This window comes from Pseudomonas sputi (assembly GCF_021603585.1).
In the GTDB taxonomy this organism is placed as follows: Bacteria; Pseudomonadota; Gammaproteobacteria; order Pseudomonadales; family Pseudomonadaceae; genus Aquipseudomonas; species Aquipseudomonas sputi.
In genome coordinates, this window is sequence record NZ_BQHI01000001.1 from 360,346 (window position 1) to 384,928 (window position 24,583).

Here is a 24,583-nt window from a genome sequence, read left to right on the forward strand (position 1 = left end):
GAGCGGAGAGTGAGGCGTCCTGAAGAAAAAATAATGCAGTGCACCAGATTGAGTCCTGACAGTTCGGACAACTTGCCTGGCATTTGGCCTGAGTGTTCAGTCAAGTTTTCGCGGCCTCATAAGGTGAATAATTAAAACTGATCAATATCAGTCAGTTACAAAACGATCGAAGCACGGCCCCAGCGCCAAGCGGTTCCCCCGGCACGTTTATTGATGCCGCCGCTGACACCATGGCCGGTGCATGAAAGTTGTCAGTTCCTCCGGCCATCGTCCGGTTCGCACCTGCGTGTGCAGCCGCCTGATGAGCAAAAAATAATCAGAAGAACAGTGGAGCGGCCATGCAACAGAACAGATCGCAAGTGACCGAGCGCGACGGCTTGTTCGAACTCGAAGCCGGCAGCGACGTCCTCGACAGTCCCCGTTACAACCACGACATGGCACCGACCAAGGTGCGCGAACGAACCTGGAACAAATGGCACATCACCGCGCTGTGGGTCGGCATGTCGATCTGCGTGCCGACCTACACCCTCGGCGGTGTCCTCACCGCGTATTTCGGCCTGAGCGTCGGCGAAGCCTTGCTGGCGATTCTGGTTGCCAACGTCATCGTCCTGATTCCCCTCACACTCAACGCTTTTCCCGGCACCAAGTACGGGATTCCGTTTCCGGTGTTGTTGCGCTCATCGTTCGGGATCCTCGGCTCCAACGTGCCATGCCTGATTCGCGCGCTGGTGGCGTGTGGCTGGTTCGGCATCCAGACGATGTTCGGCGGGCTGGCGATTCACCTGTTTCTCGGTTCGGTGTTCGAGGGCTGGAAATCCCTCGGTGGGACGGGGGAGGTGATCGGCTTCATGATCTTCTGGACGCTTAATCTATGGGTGGTAATCCGCGGCGCCGAGTCGATCAAATGGCTGGAAACCCTGTCGGCACCGCTGCTGGTGGCGGTCGGCATCGGGTTGCTGGTGTGGGCCATGCCCAATGTGTCGATGACCGAGTTGCTGGCGATCCCGCCAAAACGTCCCGAGGGGGCGAGCGTGGTCAGTTACTTCGCCGCCGGGCTGACGGCGATGGTCGGTTTCTGGGCCACCCTGTCGCTGAACATTCCCGATTTCAGCCGTTACGCCCGCAGCCAGAAGGATCAGATCCTCGGGCAGATTTTCGGCCTGCCACTCACCATGTTCCTGTTCGCCGCGCTGGGCGTGGTAATGACCGCCGCCTCGGTGAAACTGGTGGGTGTCAGCGTTTCCGATCCGGTGACGCTGATCGGCCATATCCAGAGCCCGGTGTGGGTCGCGGTGGCCATGGCGCTGATCATTATCGCCACGCTGTCGACCAACACCGCCGCGAACATTGTTTCGCCGACCAACGATTTCCAGAACATCGCGCCCAAGGTGATCAATCGCACCAAAGCGGTAATTCTCACCGGGTTCGTCGGGCTGGCGTTGATGGGCCATGAGCTGCTGAAAAAGCTTGGGTTGATCGTCTCCGATGTCAGCCTGGAAACCGTGTATTCGAACTGGCTGCTGGGCTATTCCAGCCTGCTCGGGCCGATCGCCGGGATCATGGTGGTGGATTATTTCCTGATCAAGAAACAACAGCTGGACCTGGCCGGCCTGTACCGCGACGACGTGTACCCGGCGTGGAACCGGGCCGGGTTCATCGCCTTCGGCGTGCCGGTGGTGCTGACCCTGCTGTCGCTGGGCAGCAGCGCGTTCAGCTGGTTCTACAGCTACGGCTGGTTCACCGGCTCGGCGTTGGGCGGGTTGATCTATTACGGGTTGTGCGCGATGCGTGCGACGCCGGTGGCCGCTAAATCGCCGTTGTAATTCCCATAAGAACTGCCTGAGGAGATCCCCATGAACGCAGCCGTAGACGTTCTGCAATCGACCCATCAGCACATCAACCGCGACCGCTTGTGGGCGTCGCTCATGGAGCTGGCCAAGCTCGGCGCCACCGTCAAGGGCGGGGTCTGTCGCCTGGCCCTGACCGACCTCGACCGCCAGGCCCGCGACCTGTTCGTGCAGTGGTGCAAGGACGCCGGTTGCAGCGTCACGGTCGATGAAGTCGGCAACATCTTTGCCCGTCGCCCGGGTCGCAACCCGAACCTGCCACCGGTGATGACCGGCAGCCACATCGACACCCAGCCCACCGGCGGCAAGTTCGACGGCTGCTTCGGCGTGCTGGCCGGGGTCGAAGTGCTGCGCACCCTCAACGACCTCGGCGTGGAAACCGAGGCCCCGCTGGAAGTGGTGGTCTGGACCAACGAAGAAGGCTCGCGTTTCGCCCCGTGCATGATGGGCTCCGGCGTGTTCGCGGAAAAATTCACCCTCGAAGAAACCCTGGCCAAGGTCGATGCCGACGGCGTAACGGTCGGCGAAGCGCTGAACGCCATCGGCTACGCCGGACCGCGCAAGGTCAGCGGGCACAAGGTCGGCGCCTATTTCGAGGCGCACATCGAACAAGGCCCGATCCTTGAGGACGAACAGAAAACCATCGGCGTAGTGCTTGGCGCACTGGGGCAGAAGTGGTTCGACCTGAAACTGCGCGGCGTTGAGGCCCACGCAGGGCCAACCCCGATGCACCTGCGCAAGGACGCGCTGGTCGGCGCTTCGGTGATCGTCGGCGCGGTCAATCGCGCTGCGCTCGGCCATCAACCCCACGCCTGCGGCACCGTCGGTTGCCTGCAAGCCTATCCCGGTTCGCGCAACGTCATCCCCGGTGAAGTGCGCATGACCCTCGACTTCCGGCATCTGGAACCGGCACGCCTCGACTCGATGATCGCCGAGGTCAAGCAAGTCATCGAAGCGACCTGCGAAGAACATGGCCTGACCTATGAACTGACCCCGACCGCGGACTTCCCGCCGCTGTACTTCGAAAAAGGCTGCGTCGAAGCCGTGCGCGGCGCCGCCCAAGGTCTGGGCCTGTCGCACATGGACATCGTCAGCGGCGCCGGCCACGACGCGATTTTCCTCGCCGAACTCGGCCCGGCCGGGATGATCTTCGTGCCGTGCGAAGGCGGCATCAGCCACAACGAAATCGAAAATGCTGCGCCGGATGATCTGGCGGCCGGCTGTGCGGTGTTGTTGCGGGCGATGCTGGCGGCTTCGGCAGCGGTGGCCGGGGGACAACGCGCTGCCTGACGTTCATTAATCGTTCATGAAGATGTGCGACGTTGCCGCCCCTGAAAAGGAAGTCAGGACGCGCAATGTCGCCCATCAAAGTCATCACTTCAGGCTCGGCGTATCTGGATATTGATGCCTACGCCTGCTGCATCGCCTACGCCGAACTGCTCAACCTGCAAGGCATTCCCGCCCGCGCCGGCAGTAGCGCAAAACCCAATGCCAGCGTTTCAAAAACCGTGCTCGGCTGGGGCACTGTTCTAGAGCCTTCAATACTGCGCAAGGAACTGCTGAAGCTTTCTTTACAGACCCCACGTCACAAACCCGAAAGCTGAATCGTCATCCCGTTGAATCCCTCAAACATGGAGCAACGCGATGTCGTCCAACACCCAAGCCGTCAACCTGCAACAAGCCATGCCGCAAGTGTTCGAAAGCCTGATCCAGGTGCATGTCAGCCTCAACGACCATGACTTGCCGCGGTCGCTGCGGTACCTGATTCACCTGCGTGCCTCGCAGATCAATCAGTGCGGTTTCTGCGTGAAGATGCACACTCGCGAAGCGCGCGAAGCCAATGAGAGCAACGAGCGTCTGGATCGCTTGATCGTCTGGCGCCACGTCAACGATTTCACCGCCGCCGAACAAGCGGCGCTGGCCCTGTTCTAGAACTTGAAGACGCCAGGATAGTCTTCCTGCGGCTCGCCCTTGCGGTCATAGATGCGTGCCTGACCGATCTTGCCTTTCCTGCTCGCATCCACCGAAACGGTGACAAAGCTCTCTTCACCGATAAAGCCTTCGCCTTCGTAGCGGTACTCTATGCGGTCGCGCATGCGGCGGGTGCCATCGCTCCACTGCATGAACTCGAGTGTCCGGCCTCCGTAGAAGTTGCTGCGATTTTCATGGGGATAAGGCCAGTAGAAGGGGGAGGCGACCAGTGAGGTCAGCCCGAAGGTCGGGTCCTGGTAGCAGCGCATGCCGGCGAAGCAGCTGTTGTGCACGTCGCCGGACAGCACGACGACATTGTTGATCTTCTCGACCCGGATGAACTCCAGAATGATGCTGCGCTCCTCCGGAAAGCCCACCCACTTGTCGTCTCCGGATTTCGGGTCGGGGAAAAACGGTACGCTCGACACCACAAAGATCATCGGCGCCCCGCGATGCTCACTCAGCCATGTCAAAAACGCATTGAGCTGTTCACGCCCCAGCACCGAGCGCGGTTCGATCGAGGACGACTCACGAATGCGCTGGGTTCGGGTGTCCATCACGAAAAACGGAAAGGCACCTTTCTGGAAGGTGTACCAATACTGGCCCTTGGGCGTCGCCGGATTGTGCAAGTGCTGGTAGGACTCATAACCACGCATTGCACTGACGTAAAAGCCTTTGCCGACATCGTCGAGTTTCTCTCGCGACCAGTCGTCGCGGATCTCGTGATCGTCAAGGATCATGTAGGTCGGGATCCGGTTCATCATCTGCCGGATCCAGGGCAGGCCGAAGGCCTGGCGATAGATATCGAACATCTCTTCAAGCGTGCTGTACTGGCGCAGCGCATTCAGCGGATCGAGATACACCTGATCGCCGATCATCAGCGTCAGGTCGAAAGGCTTCTGCGAATGTTTTTCGACAATCGAGCGGAATGTCTTGTCGCCTTTTTCCGCGTCGCTCTGAAAGATGTTGTCCCAGTACAGATAACGGCACGAGCCGAATACAAAGTTCAGCGTGCCGTCTGCGGGTACCCGGTCGGTGGTGAACGTACCCTCGACGGATTCTTCCGGACGATTGAGCGGACGAACGGGTTTGTCGTCCCTGACCAGTCGGGTGACCTCCAGCTCATCGCTGACGTAGCTCGTGTTGCAGACCACGCGATAGGCCGTGGCGGGTTTCAGTTCACTGAGTTCTACCACACCGGTGAAGTCATAGTAGTCACGCAGGAAACAGCGGTACGACACCACCCAGGTCTTGCCCTTGAATACATCGATCAGCCCGACGCAAAACCGCTTTGTCTCCTTGTCATCATTAGCTTCCCCGCGTATCCAGATTTTTGCAGACGTGTCCGTGGTGTGCCCGATGATCGGGCCCAATGTGATCGTCATGTCCCTGCTCCAGTGAGTGATGGGCTATCCGTTTTCTCCACAGGTTCAGGAAAACCCGCGAGGCTTTCCTGAAACGACCCAATGGCTGGAGTGGCAGACCTGATCATTCAGAGGCGTAAGTCCGGACTCCATGGCTGGCAGTGTAGACAAGGTTATGGCAGCCGGCTGGCCGCCTTAACGGGGAGTCTTGTCCTGGCGTCGATCCGGTCCGTCGGGGTTGCCAACGTCCAGCAACCGTCGTTCCACCATGACTTTCTCAAGCGCCTGGCGTTCGGCCGGCGCCATCTGGTGCTCGCGCTTTTTCAGCTCCAGCAGAATGGGGCTGGACCAGGTGCGATAGGTCTGTTCGATGAGGCGGTTGGATGTCATCAGTCTCTCCTTGATCAAGAGCCCGGTGGAACCGGCAGGGGCTCAATCCGATGAGGTACTAACGTTAGTCGACAGAAGCGCAAGGCGCTAATGCTAGGTTTTTATGGAGGGCGTTGGTGAGCTTGTGAAACGCGCATGAGTTAAACAGGCATATTTCCTGCTCATTAATGGAGTAAATCTAGAGGCTCGACTGTAGGAGTGACCTTATCTCTACCTTTGATCGAAAAAGCAGTTTCAAAATCCCCCCTTGTCGGTGAGTATGGCCTCTGTTTGTTTCATCGAATTTTCCATGGAGAAGTGGTTCATGACCATCAAGATCGAGGGAGTGATCGCCAGCAAGATTGGCTTTGCTTCTCACCAAAATTCTGTCCCGGTCCTCAGAGAACTGACCGTACACAACGATGGTGAAGCTGATTACAGCGATCTTGAACTGGAGCTTGTTGCGGACCCTCCCTTCCTTGAAGGCAAGACTTGGCGTCTGGATCGATCAAACAAAGAGTCGACGCTGCATATTTCAGAACGAAGTTTGAAGCTGAATGCCGCTTATCTCGCCGATCTGACGGAGAGCCTCAGCGCGACCCTTTCGCTGCACCTACGTTGCAATGGTGAAGTTCTCAATAGTCAAATCTTCCCGGTTGAGCTTTTGGCACGAAATGAGTGGGGGGGCGTTAACTCCATGCCAGAGCTTCTGCCGGCGTTTGTAATGCCAAATGACCCTGCGGTAGATCGGATACTCAAATCTGCTTCTGATGTTCTGCGCCGGGCTGGCAAGGCAGATGGCATCAACGGTTACGAAAGTAAGTCCAGAACCAGAACCTGGGAGCTCACGTCCGCAATATGGTCCGCAGTCTGCGGACTTAAATTGAGCTACGCACTACCACCGGCAAGCTTTGAGACTTACGGTCAGAAAGTAAGAACTCCGAGCCTCATATTGGAGGGCGGTGTTGCAACCTGCCTGGACACAGCATTGCTTTTTGCCGCAGCACTGGAGCAAGCCGGACTGAACGCACTTCTGTTGCTGACGAAAGGTCATGCTTTTGCAGGAGTCTGGTTGCAGCCCCAGGAATTTTCTCAACTGATTACAGATGAGGCTTCCGCAGTACGAAAGCGTATCGACCTGAAAGAGGCTCTAGTATTTGAAACTACTCTAGCAACGCAATTTCCTGTACCAGGTTTCAGTCAGGCGATCAGTACAGGTGAAAGGCAGGTCAACGATGATGATTTCATCATGGCCATTGATATGCATCGAGCACGCATGCAGCGCATCCGTCCTTTGGCAACATCAATTCCCGCGTCGAAATCAGATGTGATTCAAGAGGCAGAGACACCACTCGAGGCATTAGAGATCGCGCCACAATTACCGGGTTTTGATGTAGAGATTCTTACTGAGTCAGAAACTCCCGCCGGTAAGCTGACGCTGTGGCAACGCAAACTTCTCGACCTGACTACTCGAAATCGACTTTTACATCTGCCGGATAGTGCTAAAGGCGTCCGCTTGATCTGTCCTGAACCCGCTGAGCTAGAAGACCAACTGGCCAGCGGCAAGCGCATCAGGATCGTGTCTATACCGGATCTGGAGGCTGGAGGTAGAGATGCGGCACTCTATGAGCAACAAAATCGAGAGTCGCTCAGAGATGAATACGCTCGCAGTGCATTGAATCGTGGTGAGGTACTGGCCACGCTTGATAAAACGAAGCTCGAAGTAGCGCTGATTGACCTGTACCGGAAAGCTCGAAGTGATCTTGATGAAGGCGGAGCAAATACTCTCTTTCTTGCACTCGGGTTTTTAAAGTGGAAAAAGTCGGCAGACGACCCGAAAACCTATTCCGCTCCTTTAATTTTGCTACCCGTAAAACTTGATCGTAAAAGTGCGTTGTCCGGCGTGACAATGACTTTGCTTGAAGATGAGCCTCGCTTCAATTTGACCCTGCTCGAACTGTTAAGACATGACTTTGAACTCGTTATTCCGGGGCTTGAAGGTGAACTTCCCTCCGACGACAGTGGCATTGATGTCACTGGGATCTGGAATACAGTGCGCCGTGCAATCAGAGACGTACCGGGCTTTGAGGTCACCACTGAGCTCGTGCTGGGAACGTTCTCTTTCGCGAAGTATTTGATGTGGCAGGACCTGGCTGCTCGCTCTGAGCAGCTTTTGAAGAGCCCGATGGTCAAACATTTGCTGGAAAGAAGTGTCGGCGGTGATGGCTTTGCAACGTCGGGGGAGTTTCCGCAGCCTCACGAGTTGGATAGAAAAGTCAGCCCGGCCGATCTGTTTACACCGTTACCTGCTGACTCCTCCCAACTGGCTGCAGTTGTTGCCTCCGCCAGCGGTTGTGATTTCGTTCTTGATGGACCTCCCGGCACCGGTAAGTCCCAAACCATCGCCAACATGATTGCCCACAACCTGGCTCTAGGTCGCAGGGTCTTGTTCGTAGCAGAAAAAATGGCCGCTTTGGACGTTGTCTATCGTCGGCTTGAAGAAAAAGGACTAGGCGAATTCTGTCTTGAGCTGCATTCCAGCAAAACATCCAAGGTTGAAGTACTTAAACAATTGGAGCGGGCTTGGGATGTTCGCGATGCGTTGACCGCTGAAGAGTGGGCTGTAGAAACGGCAAAACTGCACAAACTACGAAATCGATTGAACGAAGTCGTGGGAACCTTGCATCGTCGGCAACCTAATGGATTAACAGTCCATCAGGCTATAGGTCGTGTCGTACGAGATGGGCACGCCACGTTACCGCATATTGCATGGCCAGAGGGAACGTCTCACGACGCGGAAGAGTACGCGCGCCTGCGTGATCTTGCCCGACGTCTCGATTTGAATAGTCAGGCTGCCCGCGATCTGTCAGCTGACTTCTCGCTCATCTCTCCCACCGAATGGTCAAACGGCTGGCAAGAGTCGATCGCTGCAGTTTCCAGGGAGCTGCCGGGAGTCATTGAGCGGCTGAAGATTGCTTCTAACAACTTGTTGAGAGCCACCGATCTTCCCCTAGCCGTTTCGAGTGGGGAGGACATCGAACGTTTTTGCCAGTTTGTTGCGCTCTTGGTAGATACGCACGGTATCGATCTCTCTTTTGCATTCACGTTGAATGCAAGTGCCAAGATAGTTGCAGCCAAGAAAGCTGTGCAGATCCTCACAAATTACCAAGAAATTGAACACTCGCTGTCTGTGCGCTACGCCTCAGAAGCCTGCCGCACCATCAACCTCGAACAAGTCAAAAGCGATTGGGAAACTGGCAAGGCCAAGTTTTGGTTCCTCGCGACTTTGGCCAAGAAAAAGGTGGGTAAAAACCTTGCGGGTCAGGGCGAAGCGGCTGGCTTTCCGGACGTTGAGCAGGATCTTGCGAGACTCTTTGAAATGCGTGATCTGCTCATCTCGCTGGACAGCTTGTCTGCAGATTTGAACGCTGTGCCTGGGTGGAGCGGAGTTTCAAGTGATCAATCCGCGATGGCAGTAGCTTGGGAGCTCGCTGAACGCTTGAGAACGTTGATCAGCTCGAGCGCAGAGTCCCCTGAAGATCTCATTGCATTGCGGGGGGCCACACAAAAGCTCGTCGTTGAAGCCAATGAGTTATTAGGCGGGGGTGGTTTTATCGCAGCAGCGCTTCACCAATTAAAAGATGCATTGGAAGCGTTCAATCAAACGAGCAAACGCTTCTATGAACTGAGTAATCGCCCGGCAGAGGGCAAATTAACAATTGGGTCATTGCTCGATGCGGCCAGTGCTATTTCTCGGCATGAGTCGAAGCTGAAAGCCTGGTGCGATTGGTGTCGGGTGCGTGAAGAGGCGATAGCATCCGGGCTTCAACCGTTAAGTGATGCATTGACAGTGAAAGGGTTGCCAGAGGGCGGGACTGTAGACGCATTCGAAACATCTTACGCACGCTGGTTTGCAAGGGTGATGATCGACGCGGAACCTCTGCTTCGTAACTTCGTGCCAGCGGAGCACACTAGCGATATTGAGGCGTTTGTACGTCTGGATGAGGACCTTTCCAAGCTTACTGTTCGATACATTCGAGCGAAGCTGTGTGGAATGATCCCGTCGAAAAACGAGATCGGCAAGCAAGGTGGTTTCGGCATCTTGAAGCACGAGCTGCAAAAATCACGTCGGCACAAACCCGTGCGACAACTTGCTGTTGAGATGGGCGATGCCATGTCGAAACTCGCTCCTTGCATGCTGATGAGCCCTCTATCGATTGCGCAGTATCTTCCAACAGATCTCGCACTTTTTGACTTGGTGATATTCGATGAGGCCTCGCAAATTGCGCCATGGGATGCCATCGGGTCAATTGCGAGGGGTAAGCAGGTGGTCATTGCGGGTGATCCACGTCAGATGCCTCCAACCAATTTTTTCAATCGCGCCGCGTCTGCCGCAGAGGATGATACTGCTGAGGACATGGAGAGCATCCTGGATGAGTGTCTGGGCGCAGGCATCCCAAGTCATAGCCTCAGTTGGCACTACCGCAGTCGCCATGAAAGCTTGATCGCGTTCTCGAACCATCGCTACTACGACAGTAATCTCATTACCTTCCCTGCGGCTGAAACGCGTGCAAGCGCTGTGGAGTGGCGACGTGTTGATGGCGTCTATGCGAAAGGCAAGGACAGGCACAATCAGGCCGAGGCAGAGGCCATCGTTACCGAAACTGTGAAGCGTTTGATGGATCCGGCATTTGTAGCGAGCGGTCATACTATTGGGATCATCACACTCAATAGTGACCAGCAAAGACTGATCAATGATCTGCTGGATAGGGCGCGGCAACAGTTTCCGCAAATCGAGCCGTTCTTCCAGCATGACATTGCAGAACCCGTCGTCGTAAAAAACCTGGAAACAGTTCAGGGCGATGAGCGCGATTTGATCATGCTAGGTATCGGGTATGGCCCAACTGAGCCTGGTGCGCAGGTTATGTCGATGAACTTCGGTCCATTGAACAAAGAAGGCGGATGGCGTCGTTTGAATGTGGCGATAACCCGTGCACGCAGGGAGATGATGGTTTTCTCCTCTTTTGATTCTTCAATGATTGATTTAAATCGCACCAACGCCCGAGCTGTTCGCGATCTGAAGCACTTCATTGAATTTGCTCAGAGAGGGCCAAGGGCTCTTGCTGAGGCAGTGCAGGGTTCAGTGGGCGGTTATGACTCGCCTTTTGAGGAAGCTGTTGCTCAAGAGCTGAGACGAAAAGGCTGGCAAGTCGTGCCGCAAATAGGCGTATCACGCTTCCGCATTGATTTAGGCATTGTCCATCCAGACAGACCCGGCGATTACCTGGTTGGTGTTGAATGTGATGGTGCGACCTATCACAGTGCGGCGACCGCGCGAGATCGCGACAAGGTTCGTAGCGCAATCCTGCAAGGTTTGGGCTGGAAGCTGGTTCGGCTCTGGTCGACAGAGTGGTGGATTGATAAGTCCGGCGCGCTGGATCGCTTGCATGCATCGCTTGAGGCTCTTTTGGAGGAGTCGCGTGCATCGGCTCTCGTTAGCAAAACAGTTGAGCAAGAGTCCTCAATACCTCATTTGTCGTTAGTGCATAGCGCTCCACTGGCAAACGACGTAGAGAAAGAGGAAGTTTCTGCTGTATCAGAGGGCGATGCTACTGATGAACGACCTCCCGAACTCAAAATCGCGAAGTCGTTCACACTGCACGCCTCACCCGCAATCAAAGATGAATACCGTGTCACCGACTTCACAAGCGTCGGCGACAGAATCAATGCTGAGGCGTTTTACTCGCCTGAATATGATGCAGTTCTAGCCGAACTGATTGCACATGTGTTGTTGCAGGAGGCCCCGATCCTCGATTCAGTGTTGGTACAGCGCGTAGCCCGGGCACATGGTTTTCAACGCTCTGGCCGTCTCATTCGAGAGCGAGTTCTTGATCTGACAGAGCAAAATCATCATCTGAAAACTGATCCGGTTGAGGGTCAATTTGTTTGGCATTCCGAAAGTGATATAGCGGGTTGGAACAAATATCGGATACCTGCGACATCGGATGATGGCAGGTCGGTGGAGGAGATCGCCGCTGAGGAACTACTGATGGTTGCGTCTTTGATTTCCGCCGGCGACATGCCTTTGGAAATTGCCAAAACTTTCGGCGTGAAGCGTTTGACTGGAGCAGCGCGTGAAAGGATAGAGCTGGCAATCAAGTCGATGTCAGATTTGTGATTTTTTAAAGCACTACAACAAAAGGAGAGCATGGCGTTTGCCAGCTCTCCTTTTTATTGCGTGTTTACACGGTCGACTGAAAGTCCGCCATCGCTGGCAAGCCAGCTCCCACAGGGTTATGCAGTAGGTTTAGGTTAATCGTCGACCTTCATCATCGCCTGCACACCCTCCCAGGCCTCGGCCCGCATCCGCTCGACGTCCAGCCCCGGAATCACGCCGTTGTCGACGACGATCCGCCCACCCATCAGGCTGTATTTCACGGCAATCGGCTCACCCGCGACAACCGGTGCGACGGCGCTGTCGTGGAAACCGTAGAACCGTGGATGGTCGAGGCTGTAGATCACCAGATCCGCTGCCTGGCCGATTTCCAGCGTGCCGACCGCGCCGAGGCCGAGCACTTTCGCGCCGCCGGCCGTGCCCCAGTGAATGACGTCTTCGGCGGTGGTGGCCGAGGCGCCTTGTTCGGCGCGGTGGATCAGCCACGCGGTGTTGGCTTCGCCGACCATGCTCCCGGATTCGTTGGAGGCCACGCCGTCGACGCCGAGTGAGATCGGCACGCCGGCCTCATACATCTGCGGGATCGGCGCGACGCCGCTGCCCAGCCGGGCGTTGCTCACCGGGCAGTGGGAGACGCCGGTGCCAGTCTGGGCGAGCATGCGGATTTCTCCCGGTTGCAGGTGCACGGCGTGGGCGAACCAGACGTCCGGGCCGAGCCATTCGTGTTCGGCGACAAACTCCACCGGCAGGCAGTTGTACTTGTCGCGGCAGAAATTCACGTAGTTCTCGGTTTCCGACAGGTGCGTGTGCAGGCGCAACCCCATGCCTCGGGCTGTGCGCGCCAGTTCGCGCAGCAGCGTTGGCGGCAGCGAGAAGGTCGGTGTGGTCGGCGCCACGACCACCCGGCGCAGGGCATCCGGGGTGTCCTGGTGGTAGCGCGATTTCAGCCGCTCGATATCGCCGACCATTTGCTCCAGGGATTCCGGTTGCAGCGCGGTTTTCGAGAAGCCCGGGTGTGCGCTGGCAGACTCCAGTGCGCCGCCACGGCAGAGCACAAAACGCAGGCCGAATTCCTCGGCGAGGTCGAACAGCAGGTCGCCGGCCTCGGTGCTGCCGTGGGCGTGATAGAGGTAGTGGTGATCGGCGCAGGTGGTGACGCCGGACAGCAGCAGCTCAACCATTCCCAACCGTGCGGCGATCCGCGCCAGTTGCGGGGTGAAGCGGTTCAGGCGCGGGTAGGGCACGCTGGCCAGCCAACCTTGCAGATCCTGATTCAAACCTTCGGGCACGGCTTTGAGCAGGTTCTGGAACAGGTGATGGTGGGTGTTGATCCAGCCCGGATAGACCACCGAATTACGCGCGTCGATCACTCGTTCACCGGGTTGCGGCTCAAGGTTGGCGGCCATCTCCGCGATCCGGCCGTTGACCACGCGGATGTCCACGGCGCCGGCCCGGGCACGGGGGCCGCGCAGGCCGGTCATCACCGCAACCGGGTGCTTGATCAGGATGGTTTGAAGTCGAGTCATGGGCAGCTCCAGTCAGAGGATGTGCGAGGCGGATTTGCCGGGTGTGGTTTCTGGCACGCTGACGCCGTTGAGCGCCGCGTTGAGCAGCACCGACACCAGGCAGGCGATGACCACGCTGCTGTGCAGGAACGGCTGTGACCACTCGGGCAGTTGTTTGAACAGGGTCGGGGCGAGCACCGGCACCAGGGCGGCGGCGATGGTGAAACCGACGATCAGCACGTTGTAGCGATTGCGCTCGTAGTCGACCTTGGCCAGGGTCTGGATCCCGGCCGCCGCAACCACGCCGAACATCGCGATACCGGCACCGCCCAGCGCGGCGGTCGGCATCGAGGCGATGATCGCCCCGGCTTTGGGCACCAGCGCAATCGAGCACATCAGCAGACCGCTGATCGCCACCACCCAGCGGCTGCGCACGCCGGTCAGGATCACCAGCCCGACGTTCTCCATGAAGGCAATGAACGGAAACGCGGCGAACATCCCGGCGATGGTGCTGGCCAGGCCGTTGGCGCGCAGGCCATTGATCACCTGCTTGTCTTCCACCGGTTTGTCGACAATGTCGCCAATGGCCACGAACAGCCCCATGGACTCGACCATCTGCACGATCATCACCACCACCATGGTGGCGATGGGGATCAGGCTGAAAGTCGGCAGGCCGAAATAGAACGGGTAGGGCACGGTCAGCCACGGCGCGTCCTCGACGCTGTGAAAGTTGCCCATGCCCAGGCTGTAAGCCAGACCGGCGCCCACCAGCATCCCGACCAGCACCGCCATGTTGCGCAGCAACGGGCTGCCATAACGGTTGACCAGCAGGATGGTCAGCAACACCACCACGGCCACGGCGAGAAACGCCGGCGCGCCGAAATTGCTCGCGTTGCGCCCGCCGCCGACCCATTCATAGGCAATCGGGAACAACTGCAGACCGATCACCGTGACGATACAGCCGGTCACCACCGGCGGGAAAAATCGTCGCAAGCGACCCACGAACGGCGCGATCAGCATGGTGAAAATCCCCGCGCCGATCACCGCCCCGCAGACCCCGGCAAATCCCACCTCCGGGTTGCTGCCGATGGCGATCACCGGCCCCACGCTGCTGAACGCCACGCCTTGCAGAATCGGCAGGCGCACGCCGAACTTCCAGAAACCGACGGTCTGCAACAGGGTGGCGATGCCGGAGCAGAACAGCGTGGTGCTGATCAGCACCACCGTGTCGGCGTGGGACATTTTCAAGGCGCTGGCGACAATCAACGGCACGGCGATGGCGCCGATGTACGAGACGGCCATGTGCTGCAGGCCGAGGGTGAGCATCTGTCGCACCGGCAGGACGCGATCGACGGGGTGGACGGTGGAGGAGGAACTGGCTGACGACATGGGGAATCACCTCTAGCTGTTGTTATTCGGTACAGAGGGGTATTCGTTCTGTGTGCCCGGAACCGCCATCCACCGGCTCCGATGCCGGACTTCAGCCGGCCAGGCAGGCAGCAAAGCCCTGGTTCAGCGCCGCCCGATCCAGGTCGCGGCCGATGAACACGATCTTGCTCGAGCGCGGCTCGGAGCCCCACGCGGTCGAGGCGCGGAACTCCACCAGGCTATGCACGCCTTGCAGCACGTAGCGCTGGTCTTCGTTGGCCACCGCCAGCACGCCCTTCATGCGGTACAGGTTGTCGGCCTGAGCACTGCGCAACTCGCTGATCCAGCGGTGGAACGCCATCAGGTTGACGGCGCCGTCCACGGCGATGCCCACCGAGGACACGCTCGGGTCGTGCTCGTGGTCGGGTTCTTCAGCGTGATGGTCATGGTCGTGGTGATCGTGTTCGTGCTGATCCGCGCCGATCTCCATCAGCTTCTGTGTGCATTCGAAGGCGCCGATGCCGAGGATTTTCGACAGGTCGATTTGTGCGTGGGTCGAGGTCACCAGATCCGCCGTGGCGTTCAGGCCACGGATCTTGCCGCGCAGGGTTTCCACCTCTTCAGCGCTGACCAGATCGACCTTGTTGATGACGATGCGGTCGGCGCAGACGATCTGATCCACTGCCTGATTGTCGACGCCGTCCAGCTGCAAATCTTCCAGATGCTGGGCGATGTGCTTGGCATCGACCATGGTCACGATGGCGTCGAGTTCGACTTCCTCGGCGATCGGGTCGTTGATGAAGAAACTCTGGGCCACCGGGTACGGGTCGGCGAGGCCACTGGTCTCGATCAGGATATGGTCGAGCCGCACCGGGCGCGCCACCAGCTCACGGACGATGCGCACCAGGTCCTCGCGGACTTCGGCGGTGCAGCAGACGCAACCATTGACCATTTCGTAGATTTCTTCGGTCTCGGAGCTGAGTACCAGATCGCCGTCGATGCCGACCTCGCCGAACTCGTTTTCGATCACCGCGATCTTGCGGCCGTGGTTCTCCTTGAGGATGTAATTGAGCAGGGTGGTTTTGCCGGCACCGAGAAACCCGGTGAGGATGGTGACCGGGATTTTGGTGTTCGGGGTCGGGGCGTTGAAGGGGGTGTTCATGTGAGACTCCTTGGTAGTGATAGACCGGTGCACGATGAAGGGGAATGAGGCTGGATTTGGTCGGTGGCCGGGGCTTCACCCCAGCGCAGCGCGGTGCCGGCATCGAGGCCGAACAGGTCGAGGACGCGGCCGAGGCTGTGGTCGACCATTTGCGCCAGGCTATCGGGGCGGGCATAGAAAGCCGGGACCGGCGGGGCGATGATCCCGCCCATCTCGGTGACGGCAGTCATGTTGCGCAGGTGGGCGAGGGTCAGCGGCGTCTCGCGGGCCATCAACACCAAAGTGCGGCGCTCCTTGAGGGTGACGTCGGCGGCGCGGCCGATCAGCCCCGATGACGTGCCGGTGGCGATCTCCGCCAGCGTCCTCATTGAACAGGGCGCAACCACCATGCCCAGGCAGCGGAACGAACCGCTGGCGATCCCGGCAGCCACGTCATCGGCACGGTGATAGTGGCTGGCCAGAGCGGTGACGTCGGCCAGTTTGTAATCGGTTTCGTGGGCCATGGTCAGCAACGCGGCGCGGCTGATGATCAGGTGGCTTTCGATGTTCAGCTCGGCCAGCAGCTCCAGCAGGCGCACGCCGTAGACAAAGCCGGACGCGCCGCTGATGCCGACCACCATCCGCTGGCGGTTCACGATGGCAGACCTTCAAGCAGTTGACGGGCGCGGTGGAGGACGTCCTGATCGAGCTGCGCCTTGATCCCGTCGAACCCCGAACCGCGCGTGGCATCCAGGCCCATGCGCGACGTGGTGCCATTGACCGAGGACGACGGGTCCAGCGGACTGCCGGGCAAACCGTCGATGGTGAAAATGTCGAGGTGCGGCTGGAAATGCGTGGCCAGCGCCCACAGCACCTGACTGTCGTCGGTGAGGTCGATATCGCTGTCCACCGCGATCACGGTTTTCAGGTACGGATCCCAGCCGAGCAAGGCCAGCATGATCTGCCGGGCCTCGCCGTCGCGGCTCTGATCCAGCGCCACATAGCAATGAAAATGCGTGCCGGAGTTCGGGTAATGCACGGCGGTGACGGCGGGGAAACGTGCCTTGAGCTTCTCGCTCATTTCCGCTTCACGAGGCAGCCGCGCCAGGGTCAGGTGCTCGGCATAACGCCCGCCCATCACGTCCACCAGCCACGCGTCCTTGCGCCGCAATAGCGTGTCGACGCGCAGCACGTTGTTGGTCGAGCGGTCCGAGGAATAACCGCTGAACTCGCCGAACGGGCCTTCTTCGGCATAGGCCGTCGGGTCTATCGCGCCCTCCAGCACGAACTCGGCGTAAGCCGGGACGCCGATGCCGTAGCGCGGGGTCTTGACCAGTTCCAACGGCGCACCGAACAGCCCGCCGGCCACTGCGCGTTCATCGCTGCCATAGGGCAGGCGTGCAGCAGCGGCGAGCATGAACAGCGGGTGCGCGCCGACCACCATGGCCACGCGCAATTCTTCGCCGCGTTCGCGGGCGGTCTGCAACATCCGCCACAGGTGCCCCCGTGAATGCAGGCTGGTGGCCAACGCCTGACGGGCGTGGCGCATCGAGCGGTGGTAGCTCATGTTGGCGATGCCGGTCTGCGGGTCCTCGGCGATGATGATCGCGTTGGTGATGTACGGACCGCGATCACTGTCGAAATGCTTGAGCATCGGCAGCAGCGCCAGGTCGAGGGTTTCGCCTTCGAACACCTCGTCGAGCACCGGGCCGGTTTCGACGTAGCGTGGCGGGATCGGCTGGTTGGAGCGGGTCTGGAAGGTTTCGTGCAACTGCGCGGCGCTGACGCCGAACAGCCGGGCGATACGCCGGCGGGAGGCGAACAGATTGGTCGCCACCGGCACACCGAGGTTGCCGACGTTTTCGCAGATCAGCAGCGGATCGCGACCCTGGGCGGCGAGGGCATCGACCAGGGCGGTGACGTCCTGATCGGCGGAAAGGGGTTGGGTGATGGTCAGCACATCGTCCTGGTACTGGCGGCGATAGGCGTCGATGAATACGTGAAAATCCTGAGAGTCGCCGAGCGTCGAACGGGTCATGGTTTCACCTTGTAAAAAGCAGGCGCGCAGGGGTGAGGGTGGCGTTCGATCGACAAGCCGTTGGCCTGCCGGTCGATCGAACGCCGGGTCATCTTCGCGCCTGTAAAGTCGCTGTGTGGCTGGGTTAAAGCCGGGTCAGACCCTGTTAGAGATAGGTCGTGGTCAGACGAATGTCCGCCTCGGCCAGATCCTTGGGCGGCGGGGTCGGTTCGATCCCGCACAACCGGGCGATGTTGTTGCCCAGGTAATCCTCAAGGTGATCCTCGTCGATCCCCAGGCCCTGCGGCGCCGGCGAGCACAACACCTCCAGCTCGCGCAGCCACATGCCCGGTTCGTTCGGCGGCGAATCGGTGCCGAACACGATCTTGTTGCGCGGCAGCTCCTTGGCGAACTCGACGATCCGCGACTGGAAGCACCAGCCGGATTCGCAGTACACGTTCGGCGTGTCCATCGCCATCCAGAACGCCTCGAACGAGTAGTTGCCACCGGTCTGGATGCCGAAGTGACCGATGATGAAATTGACCATCGGGAACTCGCGGATGATCGGGTAGAACATCGTCGGTATGGTGTACGGGCCGTCGCCGGTGTGGATCAGCACCACGATGTTGTACTTGGCGCAGACTTTCATCGCCGGGCGCAGCCAGTCGAGTGCGCGATCCGGGCGATAGCCGTGCATGTTGGCGTGCAGCTTGAGCATCTTGAAGCCGTATTCCTTGATGTGAAATTCCAGCTCTGCCGCACCGTTTTCCGGTCCCCAGCGCGGGTTGAAGTTGAAGTTGCCGATGAAGCGGTCCGGGTACTTCACGCACAGTTCGGCGACGTACGACATGTAGTCACGCACGCCCTCGCGGCCACGGCGGTTGCCGTCGCGATAACCGGTGTTGCCCGGTGGCGGCTGGATGAACCCCATGTCGATCCGGCGCGGTTTGCCGTTGATCATGTACGGGCCGTCCATCAGTTTGAGCATGCGCTCGCCGGTGAACGGTTCGCCGGTGTGGCGCCAGGCCTCGTCGACCAGGTTGGTGGGGTGCAGATGGGTGTCGATGATCATCGGTTCAGCTCCTGGCCAGTTGAGTGGTGACGGGACGCTTGAGTTGCGCCTCTGCTTCGGAAACGGAACGCGGCGGCGAGGACGGCTCGAGGCCGATCATCCGTGCGGTGTTGTTGCCCAGGTAGTCTTCGAGGGTGTCCTCGTCGAGATTCAGGCCCTGCGGCGGCTCGTGGCAGAGCACTTCGAGCAGGCGCAGCCACATGCCCGGTTCATTCGGCGGGGTGTCGGTGCCGAACAGGATCTTGTGCGTCGGCAGGACCTTGGCGAACTCGACGATCCGCGATTGCAGGCACCAGCCGGACTCGCAGTAGACGTTGGGCAGCTCCATCGCCCACTGCATCGGTTCGAACACGTAGACGCCGCCGGTCTGCACGCCGAAGTGGGCCATGATGAAATCGACGTTGGGAAACTCCTTGATCATCGGCACCCATTCCGACGGGATGCTGTAAGGCCCGTCGCCGGTGTGCAGCTTGACCGGAATGCCCAGCTCGGCGCATTTCTCGAAGGCCGGACGCACCCAGTCCAGCGCGCGGTCAGGCCGGTAGGCATGCATGTTGGCCTGCATCTGCACCATCTTGAATCCGTGTTCCTTGACGTAGCGCTCGATCGCCTCGACGCCGTTTTCCACGCCGCAGCGCGGGTTGTAGACGAAGCAGCCGATGAAACGGTCCGGGTAGGTCTGGACCATTTTCAGGGTGTAGGCCATGTAGGCGTCGATGGATTCACGGCCCGACAGTTCGCCGTCGGTCCAGGTGTAAATGGTGTTGCCCTGCGGTGGCTGGATGAAGGCTTTGTCGATGCGGCGAGGCTTGCCGTTGACCATGTACGGGCCATCCATCATCTCCAGCAGACGCTCGCCGGTGAACGGGTCACCGTCATGCCTCCAGGCGAGGTCCACGAGATCCGTGGGATAGCAGCTGATATCGATGATCATTGAAGTCGATCTCCTGATAGCGGGGAAGGGAGCCTTGCGGCTCGCAGCATCCACGTCCCGGGCAATCGGCCGTTTCTATGCGCAGCACTCGCGCATTCCCTCGCCTGTTCGCATCCGGCCCGGGTGGGTGGTTGCTTGAGGCGAGTATTGGAAGGCGGGGGAGGGTTCGTACAATATTAATTGGGTGGGGTGGTGATACTTGTTCGATATGGGCTTGCCAGCGATGGCGTCAGTGAAGTGTTTGCATGGCCAACTGCTTGATCACTTCAACAACAGGTGCCACCCGCTCAGCCTGCCCATGCGGCCACACCGCATACAGGTTGTAATGCGCCGCAATCTGCGCCTCGTTCAACGCCACCAGCCGCCCGCTGCGCAACGCATCGGCGGCCAATAATCCACGCACCAGTCCAGCGCCGACTCCCGCTTCAGCCGCCGCAACCAGATTCGCCGCATTATCAAAAATCACCCGCGCCGGCGGTTCGCTCGGTGTCATCCCCACCGCATCCAGCCACGGAATCCACGACCGTCGCGTGTACCCCAGCAACGGCAACTCAAGAATCTGCGCCGGGCTCAGCGGCACCTGCAAACCCTGCCGTTCCAGCAGCGCCGGTGACGCCACCGCCAGCACCCGATCCCCGCAGATCTGCGTCATCTCGCAATCGTCCCAATCGCCGTAGCCATAGCGCAGCGACAAGTCCACCCGTTCGAACGTGCTGCGATCACTGCGCGGCATCGACAGCAGCGTCACTTCAAAATCCGGCAAGCCGTCGAGCAACTGTGGCAGACGCGGATTGAGCCAGCTCTGCGCCAGTTCGCTGTCTACATCCAGGGTCAGACGCTGGGCCACGCTGCGGTTTTTCACCGAAGACAACGCCCGGTCAATCTGCGCCAGACCATCCGACAGCACGCTGGCAAACAACTGCCCGGCGTCGGTCAGGTTGCTGCCGCCGCCTTCGCGCACGAACAGCGGCTGGCCGATGAAGTCTTCAAGGGCGCGGATCTGTTGGCTGATCGCGCTGTGGGTCAGGTCGAGCTTGCGCGCGGCGCTGGAAAAACTGCCGCTGCGCGCCGCGTGGATGAACGCGCTCATGGACTGCACCGACGGGTATCGCTTGTACATGTTGTTAGTCCTGCTTACACCGGTTGGCAGAAATCGTCGCTGGCCGCGCGTTGCCGGGGGTTCCAATAATCGGTCACCAGGCCCGCACAAAGACGGGCCGCTCTTTTGGAGCCTGACAATGATTGCATTCACGGTAAACGGCGAACGACGCGAGCTGGATGAGGCGTCCCCCTCCATGCCCTTGTTATGGGTGTTGCGTGATCAGTTGAAACTCACCGGCACCAAGTTCGGTTGCGGCATGGGCCTGTGCGGTGCCTGCACCGTGCACCTGAATGGGGTCGCGGTACGTTCCTGCCAGTTGCCGCTGGCCGCCGTCGCGGGCCACAGCATCACCACCATCGAGGGCCTGTCATCCAGCGAAAATCATCCGCTGCAACTGGCCTGGATCGCCGAAGATGTGCCGCAATGCGGCTACTGTCAATCCGGGCAGATCATGTCGGCTGCCGCGTTACTCAACACCGGCGCATCGGTCAACGACGACTCGATCCGCAACGCGATGGCCGGGAATATCTGCCGCTGCGGCACTTACGGGCGGATCAACAAAGCGATCAAACGTGCGGCGAATATGCCGAAGGAGGCGTGATGAGCCTCATCGATGGCACCCTTCGAGAACCCTCGCGCCGGGTGTTTCTCAAACAGGCGGTGACAGTGGCGTCCGGTCTGGCGATTGCGCTGTACCTGCCTTCCGGCGCCGCCGCGACTGAAACGAAAACCACCGCCACGGAATTCGAACCCAACGCCTGGGTGCGCGTGCTGCCCGACGGCACGGTGAAACTGGTGGTGCACAAGCACGATTCCGGCACCGGCACCCAGACGACTTTGGCCGCGTGCGTGGCCGAGGAACTGGATGTGAACCCGATGACGGTGCAGGTCATCACCCCCGAAGATCCGTTCTTCGACACCTACATTCATCCGGTCTGGAAAGTCTTCTCTACGGGCGGTAGCACCAGCGTTTCTCTGGAGTACGATCGCTTGCGCATGGCCGGCGCCACGGCTCGGGCGTTGCTGATCAGTGCGGCGGCGCAGCAGTGGAAAGTCAGCCCCGACAGTTGCTCCACCGAAGAAGGCCGGGTCGTGCATGCGTCGAGCAAACGCAGCCTCGGCTACGGCGAACTCGCCGGCGCGGCGGCGCGACTGCCGGCACCGGCCAACGTCACGCTGAAGGATCCGGCGCAGTTCAAATACATCGGCAAGTTGCGACACAAACGCGATGCGGCGGCCAAGGTTTGCGGGCGCTTCAAGTACAGCATCGACGTGCAGTTGCCGGGGATGTGGGTGGCGGTAATCCAGCGTGCGCCGGTGGTGGGCTCGAAGGTTGTCGCCGTGGATTCGGCGGCCGCCTTGCAGGTGCCGGGCGTGCGCAAGGTGATCGCGATTCCGGGGCGGCCGGACGTACTCGGCGGCAACCTCGAAGGCGTCGCGGTGCTGGCCGAAACGTTCTGGGCGGCGCAACAGGGGCGCACGCTGCTGGAGATCAAATGGAGCGATTCTCCGCTGGCCGGTTTCGACAGCGCCGGGCTGAGCAGGGCACAGATCGCAGCGATCAGCGACCCGGCAACGCAAACCGTCAAAGCCATGGCCCAGGGCGATGTCACCGGACAATGGCCGGGTGCGGCGAAGCTGCTCGAAGCCGACTACACGATGCCCTACAAGGTGCAAAACCCGCTGGAGCCGATCTGCATCACCGCGCAGGTCAAGGACAGCGCGATGACCTATTGGGGCGGCGTGCAGGTGCCGTCGTCGGCGCTGGAAGCGGCGCAAACCGTGTGCGGCATCGGCAAGGACAAGGTCACCATCCATGAGCTGGTCTCCGGTGGCAGCTTCGGTGCGCGGGAAGCCAAGTACTGGCTGTTCGAAGTGGCGTATCTGGCGCAGAAAACCGGTGTGCCGGTGAAACTGCTCAACAGCCGCGAAGACGAAATGCACGCGCTGTTCAATCACCCGGCCACGCTTCATCGGGCGAAAGGCGCACTGGATGCCCAAGGCAAACTCACCGCGCTGCAACTGCATGCGGTGTCGCCGGCCTCGCCGGAGCAGTGGGAACCGGGCTATTTTGAGCGCCCGGATCACATGGATTACAGCACCACCGAAGCCATCACCGCGTGGGACTTCGCCTACCGTCCGCCGCACCTGGAACTGAACTGGGTCAAGCACGAAAGCAACGTGCCCAGCGGCTGGTATCGCTCGGTCAGTTTCATTCCCAACGTGTTCGCCGTGGAAAGCTTCATGGATGAACTGGCCCATGCGGCCGGTGAGGATCCGCTGGCGTTCAGGCTGGCCAACATGCAGGAGCGGCCACGGCATGTGGCGGTGTTGAAGCACGCCGCCGAACGCGCCGGTTGGGGTCAGAAGCTGCCGCCGGACACGGCGCTGGGGATCGCCACCAATCAGGGTTACACCAGTTTCATCGCCGTGGTGGCGCGGGTCGCGAAGGTGGACGGCAAGGCCCAGGTCGAGAAGCTGACGTGTGTGGTCGATTGTGGTCTGGCGGTGTCGCCCGGCGGGGTCGAGGAGCAGATTTACGGCGGTTTGATGTGGGGCCTCGGCCACGCGCTGTTCGACCGCCTCGACATCCAGCAGGGCCGGGTGGTGCAGAGCAATTTCCACGACTATCGCGTCACGCGCATGTCGGACATGCCGCCCGTGGACATCCTCGTGCTCGACGGCCAGCCGGACAAGCCGGGCGGCGTCGGGGAGCTGGGCAGTCCATCGGTGGTCCCGGCGATTGCCAATGCGCTGTTCAGCCTGACCGGGGTGCGTCAGCGTTCCACGCCACTGAACCTGGGGTAAGTCGCCATGGACCTGCGTTTGCTGCGGTACTTCATGGCCCTGGCCGATGAGCTGCACTTCGGTCGTGCCGCGGAACGGCTGCACATCTGCCAGCCGCCGCTGAGCCAGCAGATCCGTTTGCTGGAGGAAGAACTCGGCACGCCGCTGTTCGAGCGCAGCCATCACCGGGTCGAGCTGACGGCGGCGGGGCAGATGCTCAAGGAGCAGGCGCCGCTGGTGTTCGAACAACTCGAGCGGGCGCTGGACCTGACCCGCCAGACCGGGCGCGGGCAACTGGGTGAGCTGGAAATCGGCATGATCAGTTCGGTGATGGTCGGCGTGCTGCCCTGGGCGCTGCACCTGTTTCGCGAGCGCTATCCGCAGGTGACCTGGCGTCTGCATGAGATGACCCCGGCGGCGCAGGTCAAGGCGTTGAAGGAAAAACGCATCGACGCCTGCGTGTTCCGCGTCGGTTATGACGACCCGCAGTTGCGCAATGAATTGCTGATCCATGAGCCGATCCATGTGGTGATGCCGCAGGATCACCCGCTGGCCCAGCGCGAGGTGCTGGCGCCCGCTGATCTCGCGCAGGAGCCGTTCGTGGCGCTGGAATTGAAGCAGTCGCGATTTGCCAATTTTCTCTATCAGTGCTGCATTCAGGCCGGGTTCACTCCGCAGATCCGTCAGCAGGTGATCGAGGTACAAACCCTGCTCAGTCTGGTTCGAGCCGGGTTCGGCGTGGCCTTGCTGCCGGCCTCCATCGAACAGTTGGCCCCGGCAGGACTGGTGTTCCGGCGCCTGACCCCGGCGCTGCCGCAAGTGCCGCTGTACGCGACGTATCGGGCGGACGATGCCTCGCCGGTGCTCAAGCTGTTTCTCGATACGCTGCGCGAGCTGGTCGATCACTCATCGCGGTAATCAGGAGCAAAGT

Annotated in this window: 17 protein-coding genes and 1 pseudogene; 8 read left to right on the forward strand and 10 right to left on the reverse strand. The window is 59.9% G+C overall.

Annotation, left to right across the window (positions count from 1 at the left end):
• Positions 1-338: 338 nt before the first annotated feature.
• From L6D81_RS01740 to L6D81_RS01755, 4 genes and pseudogenes are all read left to right on the forward strand, one after another.
• Entirely contained in the window at positions 339-1,823 is a 1,485-nt protein-coding gene (locus L6D81_RS01740; protein WP_236177653.1) for an NCS1 family nucleobase:cation symporter-1, read from the forward strand.
• A gap of 30 nt (positions 1,824-1,853) precedes the next feature.
• The gene (locus L6D81_RS01745) at positions 1,854-3,137 is read left to right on the forward strand and encodes a Zn-dependent hydrolase (protein ID WP_236177654.1); all 1,284 of its coding nucleotides are present in this window, start codon (positions 1,854-1,856) and stop codon (positions 3,135-3,137) included.
• Positions 3,138-3,211: 74 nt separating this feature from the next.
• Positions 3,212-3,382, forward strand: a pseudogene (locus L6D81_RS01750) (DHH family phosphoesterase); the annotation flags it as partial.
• A gap of 109 nt (positions 3,383-3,491) precedes the next feature.
• Entirely contained in the window at positions 3,492-3,779 is a 288-nt protein-coding gene (locus L6D81_RS01755) for a carboxymuconolactone decarboxylase family protein (protein ID WP_236177655.1), read from the forward strand.
• Here L6D81_RS01755 and L6D81_RS01760 read toward each other — a convergent pair.
• Positions 3,776-5,203 carry an alkaline phosphatase D family protein gene (locus L6D81_RS01760; protein ID WP_236177656.1) on the reverse strand — a complete coding sequence of 476 codons (1,428 nt, stop codon included), beginning with the start codon at positions 5,201-5,203 and terminating at the stop codon, positions 3,776-3,778. The two genes, L6D81_RS01755 and L6D81_RS01760, sit on opposite strands and share 4 nt — an antisense overlap.
• Positions 5,204-5,377: 174 nt before the next feature.
• A complete protein-coding gene (locus L6D81_RS01765) occupies positions 5,378-5,572 on the reverse strand; it encodes a hypothetical protein (protein ID WP_236177657.1) in 195 nt (64 codons plus the stop codon).
• Between the two features lie 304 nt (positions 5,573-5,876).
• On the opposite strand from L6D81_RS01765, the gene L6D81_RS01770 reads away from it, so the two are divergent.
• Positions 5,877-11,729, forward strand: coding sequence for a DUF3320 domain-containing protein (locus tag L6D81_RS01770; protein ID WP_236177658.1), 5,853 nt, complete (start codon positions 5,877-5,879; stop codon positions 11,727-11,729).
• A gap of 134 nt (positions 11,730-11,863) precedes the next feature.
• Here L6D81_RS01770 and L6D81_RS01775 read toward each other — a convergent pair whose 3' ends face one another.
• From L6D81_RS01775 to L6D81_RS01810, 8 genes are all read right to left on the reverse strand, one after another.
• A complete protein-coding gene (locus L6D81_RS01775; protein ID WP_236177659.1) occupies positions 11,864-13,252 on the reverse strand; it encodes an amidohydrolase family protein in 1,389 nt (462 codons plus the stop codon).
• 12 nt (positions 13,253-13,264) lie between these two features.
• Positions 13,265-14,620 (reverse strand): nucleobase:cation symporter-2 family protein, encoded by a 1,356-nt coding sequence (locus L6D81_RS01780; protein WP_236177660.1) that lies wholly within the window; start codon positions 14,618-14,620, stop codon positions 13,265-13,267.
• 91 nt (positions 14,621-14,711) lie between these two features.
• The gene (locus L6D81_RS01785) at positions 14,712-15,761 is read right to left on the reverse strand and encodes a CobW family GTP-binding protein (RefSeq protein ID WP_236177661.1); all 1,050 of its coding nucleotides are present in this window, start codon (positions 15,759-15,761) and stop codon (positions 14,712-14,714) included.
• Positions 15,758-16,381, reverse strand: coding sequence for a UbiX family flavin prenyltransferase (locus L6D81_RS01790; protein ID WP_236177784.1), 624 nt, complete (start codon positions 16,379-16,381; stop codon positions 15,758-15,760). Before L6D81_RS01790 ends, L6D81_RS01785 begins: the two co-directional genes overlap by 4 nt.
• Before the next feature lie 11 nt (positions 16,382-16,392).
• Entirely contained in the window at positions 16,393-17,778 is a 1,386-nt protein-coding gene (locus tag L6D81_RS01795) for a UbiD family decarboxylase (RefSeq protein WP_236177662.1), read from the reverse strand.
• A 145-nt stretch (positions 17,779-17,923) separates the two neighbouring features.
• The gene (locus L6D81_RS01800; protein ID WP_007952854.1) at positions 17,924-18,829 is read right to left on the reverse strand and encodes an amidohydrolase family protein; all 906 of its coding nucleotides are present in this window, start codon (positions 18,827-18,829) and stop codon (positions 17,924-17,926) included.
• A 4-nt stretch (positions 18,830-18,833) separates the two neighbouring features.
• On the reverse strand, positions 18,834-19,763 hold the full coding sequence (locus L6D81_RS01805) for an amidohydrolase family protein (protein ID WP_236177663.1): 930 nt from the start codon (positions 19,761-19,763) through the stop codon (positions 18,834-18,836).
• Positions 19,764-19,992: 229 nt separating this feature from the next.
• On the reverse strand, positions 19,993-20,883 hold the full coding sequence (locus L6D81_RS01810; RefSeq protein ID WP_236177664.1) for a LysR substrate-binding domain-containing protein: 891 nt from the start codon (positions 20,881-20,883) through the stop codon (positions 19,993-19,995).
• A 118-nt stretch (positions 20,884-21,001) separates the two neighbouring features.
• Here L6D81_RS01810 and L6D81_RS01815 point away from each other — a divergent pair, with 118 nt between their 5' ends.
• From L6D81_RS01815 to L6D81_RS01825, 3 genes are read left to right on the forward strand one after another with little or no spacing between them, the layout of a single operon-like run.
• A complete protein-coding gene (locus L6D81_RS01815) occupies positions 21,002-21,466 on the forward strand; it encodes a (2Fe-2S)-binding protein (protein ID WP_236177665.1) in 465 nt (154 codons plus the stop codon).
• Positions 21,466-23,673, forward strand: a complete 2,208-nt coding sequence (locus L6D81_RS01820; protein WP_236177666.1) for a xanthine dehydrogenase family protein molybdopterin-binding subunit — start codon at positions 21,466-21,468, stop codon at positions 23,671-23,673. Before L6D81_RS01815 ends, L6D81_RS01820 begins: the two co-directional genes overlap by 1 nt.
• A 6-nt stretch (positions 23,674-23,679) precedes the next feature.
• The gene (locus tag L6D81_RS01825) at positions 23,680-24,570 is read left to right on the forward strand and encodes a LysR family transcriptional regulator (RefSeq protein ID WP_236177667.1); all 891 of its coding nucleotides are present in this window, start codon (positions 23,680-23,682) and stop codon (positions 24,568-24,570) included.
• Positions 24,571-24,583: the final 13 nt, after the last annotated feature.